The 22,297-nt window shown below is 70.0% G+C and carries 9 protein-coding genes; 7 read left to right on the top strand and 2 right to left on the bottom strand.

Annotation, left to right across the window (positions count from 1 at the left end):
- Positions 1–120 precede the first annotated feature (120 nt).
- Positions 121–903: an AfsR/SARP family transcriptional regulator gene (locus LNW73_RS14255; RefSeq protein ID WP_250990151.1), complete on the top strand. Its 783-nt coding sequence runs from the start codon at positions 121–123 to the stop codon at positions 901–903.
- Positions 904–922: 19 nt separating this feature from the next.
- On the opposite strand, the gene LNW73_RS14250 is transcribed toward LNW73_RS14255, so the two are convergent.
- Positions 923–1,687: a thioesterase II family protein gene (locus LNW73_RS14250; RefSeq protein ID WP_250990150.1), complete on the bottom strand. Its 765-nt coding sequence runs from the start codon at positions 1,685–1,687 to the stop codon at positions 923–925.
- Between the two features lie 211 nt (positions 1,688–1,898).
- Here LNW73_RS14250 and ccrA point away from each other — a divergent pair, with 211 nt between their 5' ends.
- Both ccrA and LNW73_RS14240 read left to right on the top strand, forming a co-directional pair.
- Complete coding sequence (ccrA, locus tag LNW73_RS14245) at positions 1,899–3,248, top strand: crotonyl-CoA carboxylase/reductase (RefSeq protein WP_285391070.1); 1,350 nt, start codon at positions 1,899–1,901, stop codon at positions 3,246–3,248.
- Between the two features lie 42 nt (positions 3,249–3,290).
- Positions 3,291–5,033, top strand: coding sequence for a 3-hydroxyacyl-CoA dehydrogenase family protein (locus LNW73_RS14240; RefSeq protein ID WP_250990148.1), 1,743 nt, complete (start codon positions 3,291–3,293; stop codon positions 5,031–5,033).
- 12 nt (positions 5,034–5,045) lie between these two features.
- On the opposite strand, the gene LNW73_RS36355 is transcribed toward LNW73_RS14240, so the two are convergent.
- On the bottom strand, positions 5,046–7,553 hold the full coding sequence (locus tag LNW73_RS36355) for a helix-turn-helix transcriptional regulator (protein WP_250990147.1): 2,508 nt from the start codon (positions 7,551–7,553) through the stop codon (positions 5,046–5,048).
- A gap of 366 nt (positions 7,554–7,919) precedes the next feature.
- Between LNW73_RS36355 and LNW73_RS36350 the strand changes: the two genes are divergently transcribed.
- Genes LNW73_RS36350 through LNW73_RS14210 form a run of 4 tightly spaced genes read left to right on the top strand, consistent with a single transcriptional unit; the run spans position 7,920 to position 22,122 of the window.
- Positions 7,920–10,517 (top strand): cytochrome P450, encoded by a 2,598-nt coding sequence (locus LNW73_RS36350; RefSeq protein WP_308407669.1) that lies wholly within the window; start codon positions 7,920–7,922, stop codon positions 10,515–10,517.
- Positions 10,514–12,613 (top strand): beta-ketoacyl synthase N-terminal-like domain-containing protein, encoded by a 2,100-nt coding sequence (locus LNW73_RS14220; protein ID WP_250990146.1) that lies wholly within the window; start codon positions 10,514–10,516, stop codon positions 12,611–12,613. Before LNW73_RS36350 ends, LNW73_RS14220 begins: the two co-directional genes overlap by 4 nt.
- Entirely contained in the window at positions 12,606–19,379 is a 6,774-nt protein-coding gene (locus LNW73_RS14215) for a type I polyketide synthase (protein WP_250990145.1), read from the top strand. The genes LNW73_RS14220 and LNW73_RS14215 overlap by 8 nt, the downstream gene beginning before the upstream one ends.
- Positions 19,363–22,122, top strand: a complete 2,760-nt coding sequence (locus LNW73_RS14210; RefSeq protein WP_250990144.1) for an amino acid adenylation domain-containing protein — start codon at positions 19,363–19,365, stop codon at positions 22,120–22,122. Before LNW73_RS14215 ends, LNW73_RS14210 begins: the two co-directional genes overlap by 17 nt.
- Positions 22,123–22,297: the final 175 nt, after the last annotated feature.

Below are 22,297 nucleotides of genomic sequence, written 5' to 3'. Positions count from 1 at the left end.
GCTCCCCTAGGGAACCGGCTCCCGCCGGGCTCGTAATCAGGGGGTTGACCTGAAGTCTGCCGCCATGCTCGACTGAAAATGATTTATGGACGGCGTGTCGGGGCAACAGGGGAATGTGAAATGCAATTCAAAGTCTTGGGGCCGCTGGAAGTAGTCGTCGCCGATCGTGCGGTGACGCCGCAGCCCGCCAAGATCAGATCGCTCCTGGCAATGCTCTGCGTAAAGTCGGGTACGGTCGTTTCCAGGGAATGCCTGATCGACGCGCTATGGGCGGGCGATACTCCGCGTACGGCACGTACCGCGCTTCAGGTGTACGTGTCGAAGCTCCGTAAATATCTCGACCTGCACGGCGGGCTCGCGGGCCGGCTGATGACCAAGCCCCATGGCTATGTCTTCGAGCTGGAGCCGGAACAGCTGGACCTGCGGGAATTCGACATTCTTTCCCGCTGGGACGGGGAGGCCGGGACGGCCGGCTCCCCCGGCGAGGCGCTGGACAGCCTGCAGGCGGCCTGCCTGCTGTGGCGCGGTCCCGCACTGGCGGACCTCCGCGGCCTGCCGGCGTTCGACAAGCTCGCCCGGCAGCTGGACGAGAAACGCATCAACGTGCTGGAGCGACGGTTCGACATGCAGTTGAGCCTCGGTCAGCACAAGCGCATCATCGGCGAACTCTACGGACTCGTCGATGAATACCCGATGTGGGAGTCCATTCATGCCCAGTTGATGATTTCGCTCTACCGCAGCGGACGGGTCGCGGAGTCGTTGGAGGCGTATCGCAGGATCCGCAATACGCTGGTCCTCGAACTCGGACTGGAACCCGGGGACGGAATCAGGGGCCTCCACCAGTCGATCCTGGGCAGGGACCCGGCCCTCGATGAGGAGCGGAAGCTCTCCTTGGCCTGCTGACAGGCCGAAGGAGACCTCCTCAGCGTGCTGCGGTGGCCCGCGCCATGCCGTCGGACACGGCCTGGGTGATCGCCGGTTGATTCGCCGTGAGATAGAAATGGCCGCCGGAGAACACCTGGAGGTCGAACGGGCCCGTTGTGTGCTCGCCCCAGTGGTGGAGTTCCTGAACCTCGACCCGGGGGTCGGAGAAACCCGTGAGGGCGTGAACGGGGCAGTCGAGCAGTGGTCCTGGGACATACCGGTACGTCTCGGCGGCACGATAGTCACTGCGGATCGACGGCAGGACCATCTCCAGCATTTCCGGGTCGCCGAACATTCGCGAGCCCGTTCCGTCCAGGGCCAGAATGTCGTCGACCAGTTCACGGTCCGAGAGCAGGTGCAGTCCGTCGTCGACGACCCGGTGCGGGGCCCGGCGTCCGGAGACGAACAGTGCGGACGCCCGCGCGCCCGCCGCCTGCAGCCTGCGGGCGACCTCGTAGGCCAGCGTCGCCCCCATGCTGTGGCCGAACAGGGCGAACGGCCGGTCGGCGAAGGGGAGCAGCGCTTCGGCCGCCCGGTCGGCCAGCTCGCCCATATCGGGGATGTTCGGCTCCGTGCGCCGGTCCTGCCGTCCCGGGTACTGCACCGACAGCACCTCGACGCCCGGGGACAGGTCCCGCGACAGGGGGAAGAAGAAACTGGCCGAACCCCCCGCGTGCGCGAAGCAGAAGAGACGCGACTGCGCGTCCGGCACCGGGTGGAACTGTCGTACCCAGGGCGCGCCGTTGAAGAAACTCTCGGTCATTCCCGTCCTTGGCTGGTTCTGATGACGCACGGCGACTATTCGCCCCGGCGCCCGCCCTAGGACGATGCAGGAAATGGCCCGGAATGGGCAACCCCCTAGTTTTCGGGCGCCGGGTGGACCTGAAAACTAGGGGGTTTTGTCCGACCTTGTGATTCTCTAAGCTGCCACGGGGGTGCGCTCCCATCCGCGAACTCGCCGTCCTCAGAGGGAAATGCACGTGAAAGAAATAATCAACGCCGTCCTCGCCAGCGATGCCACCTCAGCGGACTTTGCGGCCCTCCGGCTCCCGGAGAGCTACCGGGGAATTGTCATTCGCAAAGAGGACGTCGGAATGTTCGACGGCATGGCGTCGGCCGAGAAGGACCCGCGCAAGTCGCTGCATCTGGAGGATGTGCCGCTTCCCGAGTTGGGTCCTGGCGAGGCTCTCGTCGCGGTGATGGCCAGTTCGGTGAACTACAACTCCGTGTGGACCTCGATCTTCGAGCCCGTCTCCACGTTCAGCTTCCTGGAGCGGTACGGGAAGCTGTCGCCGCTGACCAAGCGGCATGACCTGCCCTACCACGTGATCGGTTCCGACCTCGCGGGCGTCGTGCTGCGCACCGGGCCCGGCGTCAACGCCTGGCGGCCCGGCGACAAGGTCGTGGCGCACTGCCTGTCCGTGGAGCTGGAGTCCTCCGACGGCCACAACGACACGATGCTCGACCCCGAGCAGCGGATCTGGGGCTTCGAGACCAACTTCGGCGGTCTCGCCGAGATCGCGCTGGTGAAGTCCAACCAGCTGATGCCCAAGCCCGCGCACCTCAGCTGGGAGGAGGCCGCAGCTCCCGGCCTGGTCAACTCCACCGCCTACCGCCAGCTGGTGTCCCGCAACGGCGCCGGTATGAAGCAGGGCGACAACGTCCTGATCTGGGGCGCGTCCGGCGGCCTCGGCTCCTACGCCACCCAGTTCGCGCTGGCCGGCGGCGCCAACCCGATCTGCGTGGTCTCCAGCGACAAGAAGGCCGACATCTGCCGGGCGATGGGCGCCGAGGCGATCATCGACCGCAACGCCGAGGACTACAAGTTCTGGAAGGACGAGCACACCCAGGACCCGCGCGAATGGAAGCGGCTGGGCAAGCGGATCCGCGAACTGACCGGCGGCGAGGACGTCGACATCGTCTTCGAGCACCCCGGCCGTGAGACCTTCGGCGCCAGCGTGTACGTCACCCGCAAGGGCGGCACCATCGTCACCTGCGCCTCGACCTCGGGCTACACCCACGAGTACGACAACCGGTACCTGTGGATGTCGCTCAAGAAGATCGTCGGCTCGCACTTCGCGAACTACCGCGAGGCATGGGAGGCCAACCGGCTGGTCGCCAAGGGCAAGATCCACCCGACCCTGTCCAAGACGTACACCCTGGAGGAGACCGGCCAGGCCGCCTACGACGTGCACCGCAACCTCCACCAGGGCAAGGTCGGCGTCCTGGCGCTCGCCCCGGGCGAAGGCCTCGGCGTCACCGACCACGAAATGCGCGAGAAGCACCTGCCGGCCATCAACCGCTTCCGCCAGTCCGGGAGCTGAACCCGCCGGCGGGGCACTTCGCAGCGAGGGGGAACGCAAGATATGGCGCAGAAGCCATCCGTGGTGGGCGTCGTGGGGCTGGGGTCGGTCGGGGCGCCCCTGCTGGAGATGCTGCACGCGGGCGGCCACGAGGTCGTCGGTGTCGAGCGGGAACCCGACGTGCTGGCACGGGTGGACCGCCGGATGGTGAGGGCCGCGGGGCCGGCCGACGGCGGCGGCCGAAGATACACGCTGACCAACGAGACGGCCGCGCTGTGCCGGGCCGACGTGGTCTTCGAGGCCGTGCCGGAGGACCTGGCCACCAAGACCGAGGTCCTCCGGCGGCTCAACAGCATCGCTCTGGACCACACCGTCCTGGTCAGTACCACCGTGTCGCTCTCGCTCACACGCCTCGCCATCGCGTCGGGCAGGCCGGCCAGGACCCTGGGCCTGCGCCTCCTCAGACCCCCGGCTTCCGGCAGGGCCGTCGACCAGGTGCGGACCGCGATGAGCTGCGACAGCGCCGTCACAGCGCTGGACGAACTGGTGGCGGGGCTCGGGCTGACTCCCGGCGGCATCGGGGTGCGCCCCGGGAACGACGCGATGGCCCTGGTGTACGCGTTCCTCAACCGTGCTGTCGCCATGATGGAAGACGGCTACGCCGACCGGGACTCCATCGACACCGCGCTGCGGCTGGGCTGCGGACTGGCCGCCGGACCCCTGCAACTCCTCGACGAGGTGGGCCTGGACACCTTCCACTCGGCGCTCGTCGAGCTGCGGGCACGCACCGGCGCCGACGTCTTCCGCGCCACCCCCCTGCTGACCTCCGCGGTCCGGAGCGGTGCGCTGGGCCGCAAGAGCGGCCAGGGGTTCTACACGTACGACGATCTCGGCAGGCAGTACGGCACACCGGGTTCCCCCGCCGGTCCCGGCGAGGGCCCCCGCGTCCGGCGGGTCGGCGTGCTGGGGTCGGGGACGATGGCCAGGGGAATCGCCGAGGCGAGCGCGGCGGCCGGACTGCGGACGGTCCTGGTGGGGCGCAGCCGGACGGCGGCGGATCTCGCCATGGAAGCCGTCGAGGCGTCGCTGGCCACGTCCGTGAGGCGCGGCAGGACCGCCCCCGACCAGCAAACGGTGGCGCTCGCCCTGCTCGAAGGTGCCGCGAGTTACCGGGCGTTAGGCGACTGCGATCTGGTCATCGAGGCCACTGCTGAGGACCTCGCGCTCAAGCGCTCCGTGTTCGCGGCGCTCGGCGGCGCGTGCAAGCCCGGCGCGGTACTGGCGACCACCACGTCCAGCCTGTCCGTCTCCGCCTGCGCGCAGGCGTCGGGCCGGGCCCAGGACGTACTGGGGCTGCACTTCTTCAACCCGGCGCCCGTGATGAAGCTGGTCGAGCTGGTACGAACCCCGACGACGGGTGAGGACGCCCTGGCGACGGCGAGGGCCTTCTGCGGGCAGCTCGGCAAGACGTTCGTCGAGTGCGCGGACCGGGCCGGGTTCATCGTCAACCATCTGCTTTTTCCCTACCTCGTGGACGCCATCGGGATGCTGGACCGGCACGACTTCGACGCCGAGCTGACCGATGCCGCCGTGGAGCGGGGGTTCGGCTGTCCGATGGGGCCCTTCACCCTGCTGGACACCATCGGCCTGGACGTCTCCCTCGCGGTACTGCGGCACCTGTCCGAGGCGTTCCCCGGTCGGGGTTACGCACCGCCGCAGTTGCTCGAACAGCTGCTGCTGCGAGGCTGCCTCGGCCGTAAGAGCGGTCAGGGCTTCCGCGTCGCGGCGCGGCGGGCGCCGCTGTGACGCGGCGCCGGCTCAGCGGCCGGCGTTCGCGGAGTCCTCCATCGTGGGAAGGTCACTGCGTCCCCGGACGCCCAACTTGTGGTAAATGCGGGTGAGATGCTGCTCGACGGTGCTCGAGGTCACGAAGAGCTTCGCGGCGATCTCCCGGTTGGTGCACCCCTGGGACGCCAGCAGGGCGACCCGGTGCTCGGCCCTGCTGAGCCCATCGACGGCGGCTTCCTCGGCCTCGGCTCGTTCTTCGGCCGGCGCCGGCCCGGCGTCCGGCAGCCGGGACGAGCCGAGCCGGTCGAGCATGCACAGCGACTGCTCCCGCATCCACCGGTTGCCCGAGTCCTGCCGTGTCAGCTCCTCGGCGAGGAGTTCCCTGGCCTGGACGGGGCTGTCGAGCTCGATCAGCGCCTCGGCGGCGTACAGCCGCCAGGACAGGGACGAGGAGACGTCCAGGTTCCAGGCGGCCATCAGATCCCGGCAGGCGTGGAAGTCCCCGAGCGCCGCGTGGTAGCGCCGCACCGACAGGTGGTAGCGGCCACGCGCCTGCAGATAGTGCAGCCCGGGAAGGGTCTGGAACATCATCTCGGGCACCGGGACCCGGAAGCACTCGGCCGCGCCCTCACGGTCCCCCTGGGCGGTGCACGCCAGCACCTTCGCGGCCAGTGGAACCCCGATGGCGATGCCCCACGCCTCGGGGGTCATCAAGCTCAGCGCCTGGTCCGCCCGCTGCCGGGCCACGTCGAAGTTGCCCAGGCGGCTCTCCACCGCCGCGCTGGCGGCGGCGAAGACCGCCCAGGCCGATGGGGCCCGCTGCTCGGCACCCTGCAACAGCAGATCGCACCATTCGGCGGCGTGATCCAGCCGGGCGGCGTGTACGAACGAGGCGAGTGCGGCGATGGCGGGCGCCACCGGCGGATTGTGCAGCACCACTGCCTGCAGCAGCCGTTCCGCGGTCTCCAGCACATTGCTGATGGGACCCTCGGACATCAGGGCGTGGAGCACGAGAGCACCGTCCGACTGCGGGTCCACCGCCCCGACGCTTCTGCCCAGAGCCATCTCGGCGAGCGCGGAGTTGTGGCGGTATCGCGCTCCGAGCACCGGATAGGAGTGGGCGAACCAGACGCGCATCGTCTCCAGGCGGACCCGGGACTCCTCGCCCAGCTGGTCCTCCACGGCGTCGAGGTCCGCGAACATCTCGTCCGCCTCCTGCGGTCTGCCGTGCCACAGCAGATAGGCGATCAGCCGGATGCTCTGCCGCAGGTCGATGTGACCGCGTCGGTGATCGTCCACGAGCCCGGCCAGATGGCGCCGGACGGCAGCCGGGTCCACCTCCCATTCGGCCTGGGCGAGATCTGCCCGGATGGCCGCCCGCTGCCGGCTGTCCGTGCACGCGTCGTGCGCTACGCGCAGACAGGTGATGGACCACTCCGCATCGTTGTCCCGCAGTGCCTGGTCTGCCGCGTCCCGCAGCACGGGCAGGATCCAGCTCTCTTCGAGCGTGCCCCCGGCGACGAGGTGCCGGGCCACCACTCCGGTCGCGGCCCCGTCCTCGTACAGGAACCGGGCCGCCTTGTGGTGCAGGCGCGCGCGCTCCTCAGGCGTCATGTCCTCCAGGACGGTGCTCCGGGCGGCCTCGACGCGGTACTGCCCGGCCTCGGTCAGTCCGAGGGCCTCCAGCGTCCCGACCGCGCGCGCGGCGGCGCCCCCCGGCAGGTCGAGCAGTCGGTCCAGGCTGCCGGGCGGCGGTGCCGATCCCATCACGGCGAGCCCGCGCGCGGTGGACAGCGCCGCCCCGCTCAGCTGGTTGAGCAGGTACCGGACCGCCAGGCCGAACGCCTCACCGGCTGTGGGGCCGGCGGATTCCGTCGTCCACCGCCCGGCGACGCGGTCCTCCAGCAGCGCCCGCAGCAGCAGCGGGCTGCCTCCCGACGCCCGTTGCCAGCCGGACGCCGTGCCCGCGGCGCCCTCCGGGCCCAGGAGCCCGGCGAGTACGGACCCGGTGCCCTCCGCGGAGAGCGCTGTGAGCTGGATCAGCGCGCACCGGGGGTTGCGGAGGAACTCGGCGGTCAGCGCCGAGCCGATCTGCGGTGCTTCGGCGCGTTCGCCGAGCACGACGAGGACGTGTGCCCCCCCTACCCGGCGGATCAGGTAGAGCAGGCACTGCAAGGAGGCCGCGTCGATCTCGTGGACGTCGTCGACGGTGATGACCAGCGGGGCACGCTCGGAGAGCCGGTGGACGAGATGGTGGACGCTGTCGACGGCCCCGGCCGGGTCGGTGGCCGACAGGCCGGCGCCGGGGAACAACTGGCCCATCACGCCCATCGGGAGGTCCCGTTCCGACCCGGAGGCGATCGCGTCCAGGACCAGCGCGCCGGACGCCTCCGCACGGGTCCGGAGATCGTGGATGAGCGAGGTCTTGCCCATTCCCGCCACGCCGGTGATGAGGACGGCCCGGCCGTTGCCCTCCCGCGCCCGCGAGAACAGGTCGTCCAGGACGTCCCGGGCCCTACATCGCTCCACGATCTCCACGGGCGCTCCCCCTCAAAACAGCCGATGCTCAGGCAGCGACGCGTCGCGTACCGAGTAGATCAAAACATGGACAACCACTCGCATCCCCAGGCGCCCGGGGTAGGGGGGTGGGGTGGCCCGGGACCACGTGCGGGACGACCGGGTGGACGGCCGCCGGTCCCGCTGCCGCCGTTGCGGAAATCGCGTCGGGGTGAAATCAACCCCGCTATAACCGGACCGTCAATCGACTGGGAGCTACTTCTTGCGGGCCGAAGTCCTTTTCCCGGAAGTGGGGCTTAGGGGGGTGCCGGGACCCCCCTATTCATGGTTGGGCGTGCTGAATAGGCGCTTGCCAACCAACTGGGGTTTTGACTAGCGTGCGGGCACATGCAGAACGCGATTGAGGTATGGGCGACCGGCCTTGGGGCCATGACGCCCCTGGGTGTCAACGTGACCGAGACCTGGTCGGCGATGCAGACCGGGGAGAACGGCATTCGTTCATTGGACGAGAGCTGGGCCGAATCCCTTCCGGTTCGTATCGCCGCTCAACTGACGTCCAATCCCGCCGATTTGATGAGCCGGACCGAGGCACGCCGCCTCGACCGATCCGAGCAGATGGCGCTCGTCACGGCCCGCGAGGCGTGGGCGGACGCCGGTACACCCCAAGTGGACCCGGAGCGGCTGGCCGTGGCCATCGGAACTGGCATCGGCGGAGTGACGTCGCTGCTGGGGCAGAACCACATCCTGGAGACCTCCGGGCCCCGGAAGGTCTCGCCGCACACCGTGCCGATGCTGATGGCCAACGGTCCCGCCGCGTGGGTGAGCATGGAACTCGGCGCGCAAGGCGGTGCCCACGCTCCGGTGAGTGCCTGCGCCTCGGGCGCGGAGGCCATCGCACTCGGTCTCGACCTCATCCGGTCGGGGCGGGTGGACATGGTCGTAGCCGGCGGAGTCGAAGCCAGCGTCCACCCGCTGCCGCTGACCGCCTTCGCGCAGATGATGGCGCTGTCCACCGCGAACGACGACCCCGAGCACGCGTGCCGGCCGTTCGACGCGAAGCGCAACGGGTTCGTCCTGGGCGAGGGTGCCGCGATCATCGTGCTGGAACGGGCCGACCACGCGCGGGCCCGCGGCGTCACCACGCCGCACGGTGTGGTGCTCGGCGCGGGCATCACGTCGAGCGCGTCGCACATCACCGCTTCCGACGTGACCGGGCAGATTCGCGCGATGGAGCGGTCCCTGCGCGATGCCGATATCGGCGCCGCGGATGTCGGTCACGTCCACGCCCACGCCACGTCCACCCCGCAGGGCGACGTGGCCGAGGCCGAGGCCATCGCCACCGCGGTGGGCACCCACCCCGTGGTCACGGCGACGAAGTCCATGACGGGGCACATGCTGGGCGCTTCCGGCGCCCTCGGCGCCATGGTGGCCCTTCTGGCCCTGCGCGACGGGACCGTGCCCCCACCCGGAACCTGGACGACCTGGACCCGGCGGTCGCCCTCGACGTCGTCACCGGGACCGCGCGTTCCGGGCGTTGGGAGAGCGCCCTTTCGAACTCGTTCGGCTTCGGTGGCCACAACGTCTCCCTGGTGTTCGGCCGCCGCTGATCGGCCGCTCCGGGCACGCCCGGACTTTTTCGCCGTGACAGCAGGCTGGGAAAAGCCAGCGGATTCCCATGTTGCGGTGCGCCCTGATGTACAGAAATTGAAGGTTGAGATGACAGGTCGGAACAGCGAAGGACCCGGCAAGTGTCCAATAACACTTGACCATGAATTCTATGCGGATCCTCATCCCGCCTATCGGGTCATCAAGCAGAACGGCAACAAGCCGACGGAAATTGTCCTGAAGACGGGCATGGCCTATCTTCCGCCCGGGCTTGAGGGCTGGCTCGTGACGTCCTACGAGGACGTCGAGTTCGTGCTCCGGGACCCGCGGTTCCGCAAGAACATCAGCGAGGCCATGCCGCTCTTCGCGGCTCAGGCGGCCGCGAGCGGGAACGGCGGCGGGGCGCGCAGTTCCTTGCTGTACGACAACATGGCGAACAACGACCCGCCGAAGCACACCAGGCTGCGGAAGCCCCTCAACGGGACCTTCACCTCCCGGGCGGTCGCCACCAGGCGGCAGGACATCCAGCGGGCGGCGCACGAGACGCTCGACGCGCTGGCCGGAAGGGAAACCTTCGACCTCGTTCAGGATTTCGCGTTCCCGTTCTCGATTTCGGTCATCTGTCGCACCTTGGGTGTGCCCGAGGCGGACCGTCGGGAATTCCACTCCTGGGTGCAGACGATCACCGGTGCCGCAGAACCGGAGGTGCTCCAGCGGGACGCCGCCGCGATGGTGGCGTACCTGCGGGAACTGGTCGGTACCAAGCGCGCCGGGTCCGGCGACGACGTGCTGACCCAACTCGCGACGTCCCTGGACGAGTCCGAGGCGGTGGCGCAGGCGTACGCCCTGCTGGCCGCCGGGTACGAGACCACGGCGAACCTCATCGTGACGGGATTCCTGACGCTTGAGGCCGACCCGGCGCAGAAGAAGGCGCTCTGGTCGGACCCCGCGCTGGTGCCGGGTGCGGTCGACGAGATGCTCCGTCACCAGTCGCCGTTCAACCTCTCGCTCTACCGCTACGTCACGGAGACGGTCGTGGTCAACGGGGTGGAGATCCCGGCCGGCGCCATCGTCTTCCTTTCCTTCGCGGCGGCCAACCGCGACGAGTGCCGCTTCGAGAATCCCGATGGCTTCGATATCCGGCAACCCCGCCGCGAGCACCTGGCGTTCGGCGGAGGCATTCACAACTGCATCGGCAAGCATCTCGCGAGGCTGGAGGCGGAGGTCGCGTTCGAGACCCTCATCGAGCGCTGCCCCGACCTGTCGATCCTGACCCCCGCCGACGAATTCCGGTGGAAAGCCAGTCCGACGTTCAGGGGTCTGAAGAACCTTGTGGTCGGGCCGGGCCCGGCGGACGCGGGGACCGGGTCGGCGTCATGACCAGTGAAGATCGCGGGGGCAATCGTATGACGCCGGTCGCCGTCATCGGCATGTCCTGCCGGTTTCCCGGTGCGGAGAACACCGTCAGGTTCTGGGAGAACCTGATCGCCGGGACGGCGAGTGTGGACGCCGTCCCCGAGGGACGGTGGGCCGACCGGCGCACCCATGCCCCGGCGGACGCCGCGCCGGTGCGGTTCGGCGGCTTCATCAAGGACCCCGAACTGTTCGACGCGGACTTCTTCGGGGTCTCGCGGCGGGAAGCGCAGTACATGGATCCACAGCAGCGGATCCTCATGGAACTCGCGTGGGAGTCCATCGAGGACGCCGCGGTGCGGACCGAGGACATCCGGGGCGCGCGCTGGGGTGTCTTCGTCGGCGCCGGTGCCGACGACTTCCGGCTGCGGTACCTCATGGCGGGCACCCTGGACAGGTTCGGCCACACGGGCACCAGCCGGTGCATGCTGGCCAACCGGGTCTCCCACCACTTCGGCCTGCGCGGCCCCAGTGAAGTGATCGACAGTGGGCAGTCGTCCGCGCTGGCCGCCCTGCACCGCGCCCTGTCCAGCCTCCGGCTGGGCGAATGTGAGGCGGCGGTCGTCGGAGGCGTCAACCTCAACCTCCTCCAGGAAGTCACCGACCAGGTGCAACTGTGGGGAGGGCTGTCGCCGGACGGCCGCTGCTACACCTTCGACGACCGGGCCAACGGATACGCCAGAGGGGAGGGCGGCGGCTGCGTCGTCCTGAAGCCCCTCGACGCGGCGGTCCGTGACGGCGACCACGTCTACTGCGTCATCCGCGGCAGTGCCACCACCAATGACGGGGCGAGGTCCGCCCCGGGGGTCCCGTCGGAGGAGGCTCAGCGTGAAGTGATGCTGGCGGCCCAGGCGGTGGCCGGGGTCTCGGCCGCGGACGTCGCCTACATCGAACTCCACGGAACGGGGACGCCCGTGGGCGATCCGATCGAGGCCCGCGCGATCGGCGCGGTCGTCGGACAGGCCCGGCCGCAGGGGGACCCCGTCCGAGTGGGCTCCGTCAAGACGAACATCGGGCACCTGGAGTCCGCGGCGGGGATGGCGGGACTCATCAAGGCATGTCTCATGCTGCACCACGGGCAGGTGCCCCCCAGCCTCAACTTCGTCCGGAGCAATGCCGGCATCCCGCTGGACGAGCTGAACATCCGGCTCGCCACGCGGACCGAGGACCGGCTCTTCACGCCCCAGGACGTCGTCGGTGTCAGCTCGTTCGGCATGGGCGGCACCAACGTCCATGTCGTCCTGGGGGCGTTGCCACGGGAACCGGAGAACGGCGCGGAGTCCGGCGCAGCCGTGTGGTGCTTGTCCGGGCGCACTCCGGAGGCCGTCCGGGAGACGGCACGGGCTCTCCTCGACCACCCGTTCCGGTCCGGGACGCCCTCGATCGCCGATGTGGCGTGGACGCTGGGCAACCGGACGACGTGGGACCACCGCGCGGCCGTCGTGGGGGCTGACTGGGCGGAGATGCGGCAGGGGCTGGAAAAGGTGTCCGCCGGACATGCCTTCGCCGTGCCGGGCGACTGGCTGAACGGTGCTCCGACGGCCCGTGGCGCGTATGTCCAGGCCGCCGGCGAGTACGTCTACGCGGGCGACACCGCGGGCGTCAGGGCGCTCATGGGGGAGAACCTGCACAAGGTTCCCTCTTTGCCGGCATATCCCTTCGAGAGGGTTTCTTTCGATCTCCCGCACCCGACGTCGGTGGAGATACCGCAAGAGATACCGCACGAGGCCGCCCCCGCTCCACAGGCCGCCCCCGCGGACCCCTCAGGTACGTCGTTCGCGGAGCAATGGTCCGGCGCCCGTACCGACACGGACCGGTTGTGGCTCACCCGCGCCATGTTGGAGCGCGAGCTCGTCGCCGTTCTCGGAGGGTCGGTTCCGAATCTGGATCCCGAGCTTTCCTTCAATGACATCGGCATAGATTCAATGACCCTTCTGGAGTTCCTGGACCGGATCAATGAGGTGACCAGCCTCGATATGTCGGAAACCGCCCTCTTCGACTATCCAACGATCAACGAGATGGCGGCGCGTGTGCACAAGGAGATGGATTCCAGGAATGGCTGAGAACGACATCGTGCGAGATGACATCGCCGTAGTGGGAATGGCCTGTCGCTATCCCGGTGGAGCGGACACCCCCGAAGCGCTGTGGGAACTCGTCCGGGACGGCCGGGACGCCGTCGGCGACTTCCCCACGAACCGCGGGTGGGACACCGACGACCTGTACGACCCCGAGTACGTGCGGCAGGGCGGGTTCCTGCACGGCGCGGACTCCTTCGACGCGGAGTTCTTCGGCATCAGGCCCGCCGAGGCCAAGGCGATGGACCCTCAGCAGCGCACTCTCCTCGAAGTCGCCTGGGAGGCGGTCGAGCGGTCCGGGATCGTTCCGTCGAGCCTCAAGGGGTCAAGGACCGGTGTCTTCGTGGGCGTCATGCCCAACGAGTACGGAATGCCGCTGTGGAAGTGGCAGGACGAAACCGCCGGGTACATGGGTACCGGCACGTCGCCGAGCGTGTCCTCCGGGCGCATCTCGTACCTGCTGGGCCTCGAAGGGCCCGCGATAACCATCGACACGGCCTGCTCGTCGTCCGGTGTCGCGATCCACACCGCGGTGCGGTCGCTGCGCAGCGGGGAGACGGATCTCGCGCTGGCCGGCGGGTGCACCGTGCTGGCCGGTCCTGGCATGTTCGTGGACTACGCCAGGAAGCAGGCGCTGTCGCCCGACGCGCGGTGCCGGACGTTCTCCGACGCGGCCAACGGCACCGTGTGGGCCGAGGGCGCGGGTGTCCTGGTCCTGGAGCCCCTGTCGAAGGCGAAGCGCCTGGGACGCCGCATCCTCGGGGTGATCAAGGGGACCGCGGTCAATCAGGACGGGGCGAGCAACGGCCTGACCGCGCCCAGCGGCCGTGCGCAGGTCAAGGTGATCAACCAGGCGCTGGCCGACGCCGGTATGGAGCCCCAGGACATCCAGCTGGTGGAGGCGCACGGCACCGCCACCAAGCTCGGGGACCCCATCGAGGTCAACGCCATTCACGCCACCTACGGCCAGGGGGACCGCGAGGCCCCGGTCTGGCTCGGCTCGCTCAAGTCGAACATCGGCCACTCCATGGCCGCCGCCGGAGTCGGCGGCGTCATCAAGTGTCTGACCGCGATGCGCGCACAGGAGATGCCGCGCACCATGCATGTCGAGGGACCCCTCAACTCGCATGTGGACTGGTCGGGTTCCGTCGATGTGCTCCGTGAGAACCGGCCCTGGCCGGCCCTCGGCGGAGTCCGGCGCTGCGCGGTGTCCTCCTTCGGCGTCAGCGGCACGAACTCGCACGTCATCCTGGAGAGCTGGGACGGCGGCGAGCCGGAGGCCGGTGCGGACGAGGCCGGGTCCCGGGCGGGCGGCAGCCTGCTGAAGTTCTCGGCCAAGACCCCTTCCGCGCTGCGGGACTACGCGACGGCGCTCGCCGCCGCGCTGGAGTCGGGCACCGACTCCGTAGCGGCCGTCGAGCACTCCCTCATGACGGAGCGGGAGGACTACGACTACCGCGCCGTCGTGACGGGCGAGGGGCGCGAGGAACTGGTCGGCGCGCTGCGGTCGTTCGCCGCCGACCCGGAGGGCTCCCCGGCCGTTCACGGCGAGGCACGCCGCATCCGGCGTCCCGTCTTCGTCTTCCCCGGCCAGGGCTCGCAGTGGCCGGACATGGCCGTCGGACTCCTGAGGGAATCCGACGTCTTCCGGTTCCGCGTCGAGGAATGCGCCGAAGCGTTCAAGCCGTACCTCGACTACGACGTCACGGCGGTTCTCTCCGGCGAGGACCGTGGAGTCGACCTGGAGCGGACGGACGTCATCCAGCCGCTGCTGTTCTCGATGATGATGGGCCTGGCGGCCATGTGGCAGTCGGTCGGCGTCGAGCCGGCCGCGGTGATCGGTCACTCCCAGGGTGAGGTGGCGGCCGCCTGCCTGTCGGGAGCGCTCAGCCTGGAGGCGGCGGCCAGGACGGTGGCCCGCCGGAGCCGGATTCTTGAGACCTCGGGCCGGGGCGGCATGGCGGCCCTCGCCGTGTCGGCGGCGGACGCGACGGCCCTGATGGCCGAGGTCGGCGCCGATCTGGTGATCGCGGCCACCAACGGGCCCGAGTTCGTGGTGGTGTCCGGTGACGACGAGCCCGGCATCCAGCGTCTGCTGGATCTCTGCGACGGCCGCGGCATATACGCGCGCAGGGTGCCGGCGAAGTGCGCGTCGCACTCTCCGGCCATGACCGAACTCCGGGACGACGTGCTGGCCGACCTGGCGGACATCGTGCCGTCGGTGTCCGCGGTACCGATGTTCTCGACGGTCGACTGCCGCCGGCTGCGCGGCGACGAACTGAACGCCGAGTACTGGTACCGGAACATCCGTGGCCAGGTGAAGTTCGCGGAGACCATCGAGGAGATGGCCTCCCACGGATACGACGCCTTCCTCGAGATGAGCCCGCACCCCGTTCTCGTCGGCTCGATCGAATCGATCCTGCGGAGCGTGGGCAACAACGCGCCGGTCTGCATGACCATGAAGCGCGACCAGGGCACGCGGGGCCGGTTCATGGAGGCGGCGGCCGAGCTGTTCGTGCGCGGTCACGCGATCGACTGGAGCGGTCTGCGCCCCTACGACGCCCCGCAGCACGTGGCATCCGTCGAGCTGCCCACGTATCCCTTCGAGCGCACGCGGTTCTGGCTGCCGGCGGAGACGCCCGTCGTCACGCGCACCGTCCGCGCCGAGCGGCCCGCGGCCCACATCACGGGCGGCGGGCACCCCTGGCTCTCCTCCGTCGTCGAAACCGCCGACGGAACGGTCATCATGAGCGGCCGGCTCGGCCTGCGCAGCCATCCGTGGCTCATGGACCACCGGGTCGGGAGCACGGCGCTGCTTCCCGGCACCGCCTTCATGGAGCTGCTGCTGTCCGCGGGCCGCGAGGTCGGCTGCGAGGGCATCGACGAGATGCTGCTGAGCGATCCGCTGCTGCTGCCGATGGACGGATCGGCGGTGGACATCCAGGTGTCCGTGGAACCGGCCGACGCGCAGGGTGCGCGGCCGGTGACGATCTTCTCCCGCACGGCGGGCGCGGACTCCTGGCTCCGCAACGCGGAGGGTCTGCTGTCCCAGCCCCGCGCGGCGGCGACCGCGGACCCCGGCGAGGACCCGAACGGGGCCGGGGCAGGCGCTTGGGAAGCCGACGGGCTGTACAAGCTCCTCCGGGGCATGGGATACGGCTACGGCGAGGCGTTCCAGGGCGTTCGCTCCGGAGAGCACCAGGGGGACCGGGTCCGCTCGAGGGTCGTTCTGCCTGCCGGAGCCCTGGTCAACCACACTGGGTTCGCCGTCCACCCGGCGCTGACCGACGCCGCCCTCCACGCGGCCGTCGCGTGCGGGCTCCTGGGCGAGTCCGATGCCGGGAACATCGCCGTGCCGTTCGTCTTCAACGGCGTGACGACGGGTGGAGCCACCGGTGCCGAGGAGTGCTACGCCGTCGCGCGGCGGCTGGGTCCTGACGCGATCTCCCTCACCTTGACGGACGACGGCGGCACCGTACTGCTGGCCGTCGAGCGGATGGTGGTCCGTGGACTGGGCCTGCCCCCGGAGACGGCGGCCGACCTCGACCAGGCCGCGCTGTACGCGATGGAGTGGGAGGAACTGACGGGTGACCCGGCCGGTGACGTCCGGCTGTGCGTGGTCGGCGGGGACGAGGGGAACCTCTCGGCGTTCCTGCGGGACGCGAACCGCGGCGGCATCTCGGTCGCGACCCTCGACGAAGCCATCATGGTCGTGGGGGGCATCCCGGGCGACTGGCAGGTGGTGATGCCGTCCCCGGTCTCACGGGGCAGCCTCGACGAGCAGGTGCACGCATCCGCCGAACGGACCCTTGAGTCGGTCCAGAAGTGGCTCAGGACCGGGGACCTGGACGGCCGGGCGCTCCTGACCTTCGTCACGCAGGACTCGATCGCGGTCCCCGGGGACGAAACGTTCCGCCTCGGCGACAGCGCGGTTTGGGGAGTGGTGCGGTCCGCGCAGACCGAGCACCCCGGACAGTTCAGGGTGATCGACGTCACCGCTTCCACCCTCGGCGAACCCGCCGCCATGATGAAGGCGTTGAAGCGCACGGAGCCCCAACTCGCCCTGCGGGCGAACCGGATCCTGCGCCCACAGCTCGCTCCGTACCCGGCCCGTGGTGCCGACCTGCCCGACATGAGCGCGGGCACGGTCGTGATCACCGGCGGTACCGGAACGCTCGGCCGCGAGGTGTCGCGGCACCTGGTGGCCCGGTGGGGAGCCCGCTCCCTGACCCTGCTGAGCAGGAGCGGTGACCAGGCGCCGGGAATCCCGGAGTTCCGCTCCGAACTGGAGCGGCTCGGCGCCACGGTACGGGTGATCGCCGCCGACGTGGCGGATCCGGACGAGGTGGAAAGGGCGCTCGCCTCGGTGCGCGCGGAGAGCCCCGTCATCGGAGTGGTGCACGCGGCCGGGGTCCTCGACGACGCGATCGTCTCCAACATGACGCCCGCTCAGCTGCACAAGGTCCTGAAGAGCAAGGCCGATTCCGCGCTCACCCTCGATGCCGCGACGCGCGATGACGACCTGCGGTTCTTCGTGCTCTTCTCGTCGCTCTACGGCGTTCTGGGAGGGCCTGGCCAGGCCAACTACGCCGGTGCCAATACCTTCCTCGACCAGTTCGCCGCCTGGCGGCGCGCGAAGGGCCGCCCGGCCACCGCTGTGGCCTGGGGCCTGTGGGCCGAGGCGACGGGGATGACGGGACACCTCGACGAGAGCGACCTGCTCAGGCTCCGGCGCAACGGTGTGGCCCCGTTCGAGATGGCGGAGGGCCTGGCCCTCTTCGACGGTGCGCTCACGAGTGGTGCCGTCTCGCTGGTCGGCGCGCGGCTGGCGTTCCCCGAGCCGGCGGGTTCCGACGGGCTGGACGGGCCGTTCCTGCTCTCCAAGCTCGCCGGCCGGCGCGTGAAGGCCCACGGCGGGCGGCCCGCGACACCCCGGGACCAAGCCGCTCCCGCCCCACGGGCATCGGCGGCACCGGCGCCCGGGCCCACGGAAGCACGGCGGACCGGCGAGGGCGTTCTCGCGCTCCTGACGTCTCCTGACGCCTCGGCCGACCAGCGGGTGGCAGCACTGCTCGGCCTGGTCAAGGAGTGTGTCTCGGACCTGCTGGGGATCAAGCCCGAACGCGTCGACGCGCACAAGTCGTTCTACGAGATGGGCTTCGACTCCCTGACGTCGATGGAACTCAGGGTGCGGCTCGGACGCGTTCTGGAGACGCGTCTGGGGGCCACCGTGGTCTTCGACCATCCGACACCGGAAGCCATCGCCCTGCACATCGCCGAGCTGCTCGGCCTGCCCTCGGCGGAAGCCGGGGCGGACGAGGCAGGCCCGGGAAATGACCAAGCGTCCGCGCCGCTTCCCGGCGCGGACGTCCTGGCCCCGGCCGCCGTGGCCCCCGCCGCCCACATGGCAGCGGAGGAGCGGCGGAGCGTGCGCGCCGACTCCGAGCCGTTCGCGCTGACCAAGCTGCAGGAGGCCTATCTGGCGGGCCGGGCGGGGGACTTCGAACTCGGAAACGTGCCGACCGTCCTCTACATCGAGGTCGATCTCGTCGAGTTCGATGCACGGGCGGCCGAGCGGGCCTTCAACCTTCTCGTGGAACGCCACGAGATGCTGCGCGCCGTCTTCGACCCGGCCGGGACCCAGCGGGTGCTGGGCCGGGTGCCGGACTACCGGATCCATGTGGAGGACCTGAGGCGACTGACCGACGAGGAGCGGTCGGCGCGGCTGGCGGACATCCACGAGGAGCTGAAGGCGCACACGTTCGACACCTCCAAGTGGCCGCTCTTCCTGCTGCGGGCCACCCGCGTCGACGAAGCCGTCACCCGGCTGCACGTCGGTATCGACGTACTGGTCTCGGACGGGGCGAGCAGCACCCTGCTGTTCAACGAGTGGGCCAGGCTGTACCGGGAACCGGGTGCCGTGCTGGAGGCACCGGGGGCTTCGTTCGCGCACTACGTGCGGAAGGTGCGCGAGTACTGCTCGTCCGCCGAGATCGAGCCGAGCCGGACGTACTGGCAGGAGCGCGCGGCGTTGTTGCCGCCCGCTCCGGACCTTCCGCTCGCCGTCCGGCTGAGCGAGGTGGTGACGCCGGTGTTCGGGAACCGGTTCCTGCGGGTCGAAGCGCCCGCGTGGGAGCGGTTCAAGCGCAACGCCGCGGCGGCGGGAGTGACGGCGTCCAGCGCGATCCTCGCCGCTTACTGCCACGTGCTGGCCAAGTGGTCCAAGGTTCCGGACTTCACGGTCACGGTTCTGGTGTCCCAGCGCACGGGCTTCACCGAGGAGGACATGTCGAAGGTGGTGGGGAACTTCTCCTCCACCAGCCTGCTTGAGGTGCATGTCGACCCGGCCGCGCCGTTCCGTGAGGTCGCGGGCTCGATCCAGCGGCAGCTGATGTGCGACATGGAGCATGTCGCGTACACCGGTCTGGATGTCCTGCGCGATCTGAGCAGGCTGGACGGAAACGCCGGACAGGCACGTATGCCGGTCGTCTTCAACAGCACGCTCGGCGGCGGGGCCCGGCCCGCGGACACCTCGGTCGCCGGGCCGGTCGGTGCTCTCTGCCGGCTGGGCGAGTCGGGAACCCCGGTCTGGAGCGGGGTGCGGACCCCCCAGGTCATCGTCGATCACCAGGCATTCGAAGAGGAAGGCTGCCTGATCCTGAATTGGGACGTGGTGGAAGAAGTCTTCCCGGAAGGCGTCGTGGACAGCATGCTCGCCGCATATGAAGGGCTGATCTGTGAACTCTGTCGTTAAGTCCGCCTGGGCGGCTCCCGCTTGGTCGCACGATTCACCGCTCGGCCTGGTGCAGCCGGCGGACGGAGATCCGGATCAGGTTTTCGCGGAGAACGCCCTCCTGCATCACCGGTTCGTCGAGCAGGCCGCGGCGGCCCCAGGGGCCGTCGCGGTCGTCGCGAGGGACCGCTCGCTCAGCTACCGGGAGCTGGCCGTCGAATCGGCCCGGGTGGCCAACCGCCTGACACGCGGCGGCATCGGGACGCGATCCCTGGTCGGTGTGGTCATGGACAAGGGGTGGGAACAGATCGTCGCCTGCCTAGGCGTGTTGAGGAGCGGCGCCGCCTACGTCCCCATCGACCCGCGGTGGCCCGCCGAGAGGCTCGGCGGCGTACTGGAGTCGGCTGGGATATCCGAGGTGCTGACGCAGCCCTGGCTGCGGGACGCGGTCGACTGGCCGGCCGGGGTGTCGGTGTCGGAGGTCGGCCGGCCCGCCGCCGACGCCGCCGCCGAGAGCGCGCCGGAGGTGTCGGTCGTGCCCGGGGACCTCGCGTACGTGATCTACACGTCCGGGTCCACCGGCGTCCCCAAAGGCGTGATGATCGAGCACGGCCCCGCCGTCAACACGGTGCTGGACGTGAACGAGGAGCTGTCGCTCACGGCGGACGACCGGGTTCTGGCGCTGTCGGCCCTGAACTTCGACCTGTCCGTGTACGACATCTTCGGCCCGCTGTCGGCGGGCGGCGCGGTCGTCGTCCCCTCGCCGGACGACGAGCGGGAGCCGGCGAACTGGCTGCGGCTGATGGCGGAACACGGCGTCACGGTCTGGAACAGCGTCCCCGCTCTCATGGCGATGGTCTGCGAGTACACCCGGTCCGAAGCCCCACCGGCGGATCTTCCGCCGCTGCGCGCCGTCCTCCTGAGCGGCGACTGGATTCCGGTGTCGCTGCCCGCCGACGTCTGGCGGCTCTTCCCCCAGGCCGCGATGTGGAGCCTGGGGGGAGCGACCGAGGCGTCCATCTGGTCCATCTGGCATCGCGTCACGCCCTCGGACGGCGCGCTGAACTCTGTTCCGTACGGCGTCCCGATGAAGAACCAGCACGTTTTCGTGGCCGATGGGATGATGCGGCCGCGCCCGTGCTGGGTGCCCGGTGAGATCCATATCGCGGGCGCCGGACTGGCCCGGGGATATCTGGGGGACGAGGAGCGGACGGCCAGGAGCTTCGTCGTCGACCCTGCCACCGGGACGCGGCTGTACCGGACCGGCGACTGGGGGCGGCTCCTTCCGGACGGCGAGATCGAATTCCTCGGCCGCGAGGACATGCAGGTCAAGATCGGTGGCCATCGGATCGAGCTGGGCGACGTCGAGTCCGCGCTGCTGAGCTGCTCCGGTGTCCGTGGGGCCGTCGCGAGCGTGTACGGCGAGCGGGGCACGAAGCGGCTGGTCGCGCATGTGCTGCTGGAGCCCGGAGCCGAGCGTTCCGGCGAGGAGCTCAGGAAGCTTCTCCAGGAGCGGCTTCCGGGATACATGGTGCCCTCGGTGCTCTCCGTCAGGGACGATTTCCCGCTGACGGCCAACGGCAAGGTGGACCGCTCGGCCCTGGCCGGCCTGCTGGACCAACTGGCCACGGAGAGCGTGATCGAACTCCCGGCCGACGACGAGGAGAAGCTGCTCCTGGGGATCTGGACCACCTTCTTCGACGCGCCGGTGCTGTCGGTGACGGACAACTTCTTCGAGCTGGGCGGTGATTCACTGCGCGCGGTGCGCCTGGTCTCGGTGCTGCGCCGGGAGACCGGTGTGGCGATGCCGGTGTCCGCCCTCTTCGGTTCGCCGACCATTCGCGCACTGGCACAGCGCCTGCGGGACGCGTGGGGGTCGGCGGGGGACGGCGGGCACCGCCCGGTGGTCGTTCCGATCCGGAGCGGGGGAACCGAAGTCCCGCTGATCTTCGCCCATCCGGTCGGCGGCGATGTCCTGTGCTATTCGGAACTGAGCAGGAAGCTGGGCGAGGACCAGCCGTTCTACGGGCTGCAGTCGCGGGCCTGGCACGGGGAGTCACCCGCCTTCGAGGAGCTGGTGGCCGACTACGCGCAGGCGATTCTCCGGGACGTGCCCGGGCGCAGGTACCGGCTCGGCGGCTGGTCCATGGGCGGGGTCCTGGCGATGGAACTGGCGCGGGAACTGGAGTCGCTCGGCTGCTCGGTCGACTGCGCCATCGCGGTGGATGTGCTGGAGACCCCCGGGGACCTGGGGCGCGCCGTGAGCGGCCGGGAGGAGCTGTTCGGCTGGCTCGGACGGGATCTGGCGGGGCTCACCGGCCGTCCGTGGCCGTCCGTCGATGGCGATGGCGATGGCGATGGCGATGGCGATGGCGATGGCGACGGCGGGGGCGGGGGCGGGGGCGTCACGTTCGACGCGCTGCCCGACCTGTTCGCGTTGCTGCGGGCCCAGGAGATCCTGCCCGCGGACATCGACCTGATGGAGTTCGAAGCGATCTTCGAACGGTTCGAGGTGAACGCGCGGGCGCTCTCCGCGTACCAGCCGAAGCCGTTCGACGGACCGGTCCATTTCCTGCAGGCCGGAGCGGGGGGCGGCGCCGAGGCGGCCGAAGGCTGGCGGCCGGTGTGCCACGGGCCCTTCGAGCAGGTCCTGGTGCCCGGGGACCACTACACGGTGCTCGCGCCGGGGTACGTCGATGCCGTGGCCTCCCACATCCAGCGGATCCTGCGGCCCGTGGGCGCGGGCGTCGGCCTCGACGGCTGACGGAGGCCCACGGCCCGCTGTGCGGCGCGCCCGGTCCCGCGGTGGCTCACGCCCCGTCGGACCGGGCGCGTCGCGCGTGTTTCGTGATGACTGTGCCGAGGAGAAAGGCCGGACCATTCCCATCCTGAAGGACGCCTTCGGCGGGGCGGCCGCGCGCACTGCTGTGGGCCGCGGC

It is taken from the genome of Streptomyces sp. RKAG337, from assembly GCF_023701715.1.
GTDB lineage: Bacteria > Actinomycetota > Actinomycetes > Streptomycetales > Streptomycetaceae > Actinacidiphila.
Note: the sequence above shows the minus strand (reverse complement) of the source record. Positions and strands in the feature narration are given on the sequence as shown.

What these genes read in the sequence shown, in the direction of transcription:
- LNW73_RS14255 (WP_250990151.1), top strand. Translation starts at nt 121, where the DNA reads ATGCAATTCAAAGTCTTGGGGCCGCTGGAAGTAGTCGTCGCCGATCGT.
- ccrA (WP_285391070.1), top strand. Translation starts at nt 1,899, where the DNA reads ATGCACGTGAAAGAAATAATCAACGCCGTCCTCGCCAGCGATGCCACC.
- LNW73_RS14215 (WP_250990145.1), top strand. Translation starts at nt 12,606, where the DNA reads ATGGCTGAGAACGACATCGTGCGAGATGACATCGCCGTAGTGGGAATG.
- LNW73_RS14250 (WP_250990150.1), bottom strand. Translation starts at nt 1,687, where the DNA reads ATGACCGAGAGTTTCTTCAACGGCGCGCCCTGGGTACGACAGTTCCAC.
- LNW73_RS14240 (WP_250990148.1), top strand. Translation starts at nt 3,291, where the DNA reads ATGGCGCAGAAGCCATCCGTGGTGGGCGTCGTGGGGCTGGGGTCGGTC.
- LNW73_RS14220 (WP_250990146.1), top strand. Translation starts at nt 10,514, where the DNA reads ATGACCAGTGAAGATCGCGGGGGCAATCGTATGACGCCGGTCGCCGTC.
- LNW73_RS36350 (WP_308407669.1), top strand. Translation starts at nt 7,920, where the DNA reads ATGCAGAACGCGATTGAGGTATGGGCGACCGGCCTTGGGGCCATGACG.